At 69.8% G+C, this 1,307-nt stretch carries 1 pseudogene; it reads left to right on the top strand.

Annotation, left to right across the window (positions count from 1 at the left end):
- Window positions 1–1,307: pseudogene (locus tag FNA46_RS25825) on the top strand (apolipoprotein A-IV repeat region-like domain-containing protein); the annotation flags it as partial.

Below are 1,307 nucleotides of genomic sequence, written 5' to 3'. Positions count from 1 at the left end.
CGCCTTCGACCGCGCCGAGGCCCGCTCGGCGGAAGTCGGCGCGCTGCTGCGCCAGAACCTGCAGGGTTCGTTCACCGACATCAACCGCTCGCTTGGCGAAGCCGAACAGCGTGCGCAGCAGACGGCCGAGGGCATGCGCGCGGCGCTGACCCAGGCGAGCGACGACGCGCAGCGCGCCATCGAAGGCACGCTGACGGAGGCCGAGAAGCGCTCGCGGATGCTGGCCGAACGGATGCGCGGCGGCATTGCCGGTTCGCTCTCCGATGTCGAACGCCTGATGACGGAAGCCGCCGGCAAGTCCGATGTCGCCGCCGAACATCTGCGGAATACGCTGCGGCAGTCTGTCGAGGAGGCGATTTCCCGCTTCGCCGGCGCCACGGAGGAAATCCGCCGCTCGGCCGGCGAGATCCGCCGCGAACTGGACGATACCCGCGCCGAACTGAAGCGTGGCGCCTTCGACCTGCCGGAAGAGGCCAAGGAAAGCGCTGCGGCCATGCGGCGCGCGGTGGCCGAACAGATCAAGGCCCTGCAGGATATTTCCGCGATTGTCGGCAAGTCCGCGCAGACGCTGGAAATCTCACAGCCCGCCGCCGCCGCTCCGCGCCAGCCGGCTGCACAGCCACAGAGCTTTGCGCCTGCCCCGGCAGCCCCTGCCCGGCCGCAGCAACAGACCGTCTCCTATGGCAACCGGCCGCCGATGGCACCTGCACAACCCGCCCCCCGGCCCGCCCCCCGGCAGGAGGCCGTAAGTGGTGGCCTGCGCGGCAGCCTGCCTGCGGACCGCAGCCCTGCCGTCGCACAGCGCCAGCCGGAAGCGCCTGCCGCACGCGGTGGTGAAGGCGGCGGCTGGATCAGCGACCTGTTGCGCGGCGCCTCCCGTGAGGACGCTCCGCAGGCCCCGGCAGCACCCGTACGCCAGCCGGCGCAGCGGACCGCCGAGCCGCAGGCCCGTGCCGCCGACGGCCGCAACCCGCGCCACATGGTCGAGTCGCTCAACTCGCTCTCGGTCGATATCGCGCGTGCCATCGATCACGATGCCTCGGTCGAACTGTGGCGTCGCTACCAGCGCGGCGAGCGTGACGTCTTCACCCGCCGGCTCTATACGCTGAAAGGCCAGCAGACCTTTGACGAGATCAAGCGCAAGTACGACCGCGAGCCGGAATTCCGCACCGCTGTCGACCGCTACATCGCCGATTTCGAAAAGCTGCTGAACGATGTTGCCCGCACCGACCGCGACCGCAGCGTCACCCAGAGCTATCTGACCTCGGATACCGGCAAGGTCTATACCATGCTGGCCCATGCCGCCG

The organism is Affinirhizobium straminoryzae, from assembly GCF_007004135.1.
Lineage (GTDB): Bacteria > Pseudomonadota > Alphaproteobacteria > Rhizobiales > Rhizobiaceae > Neorhizobium > Neorhizobium straminoryzae.
Note: the sequence above shows the minus strand (reverse complement) of the source record. Positions and strands in the feature narration are given on the sequence as shown.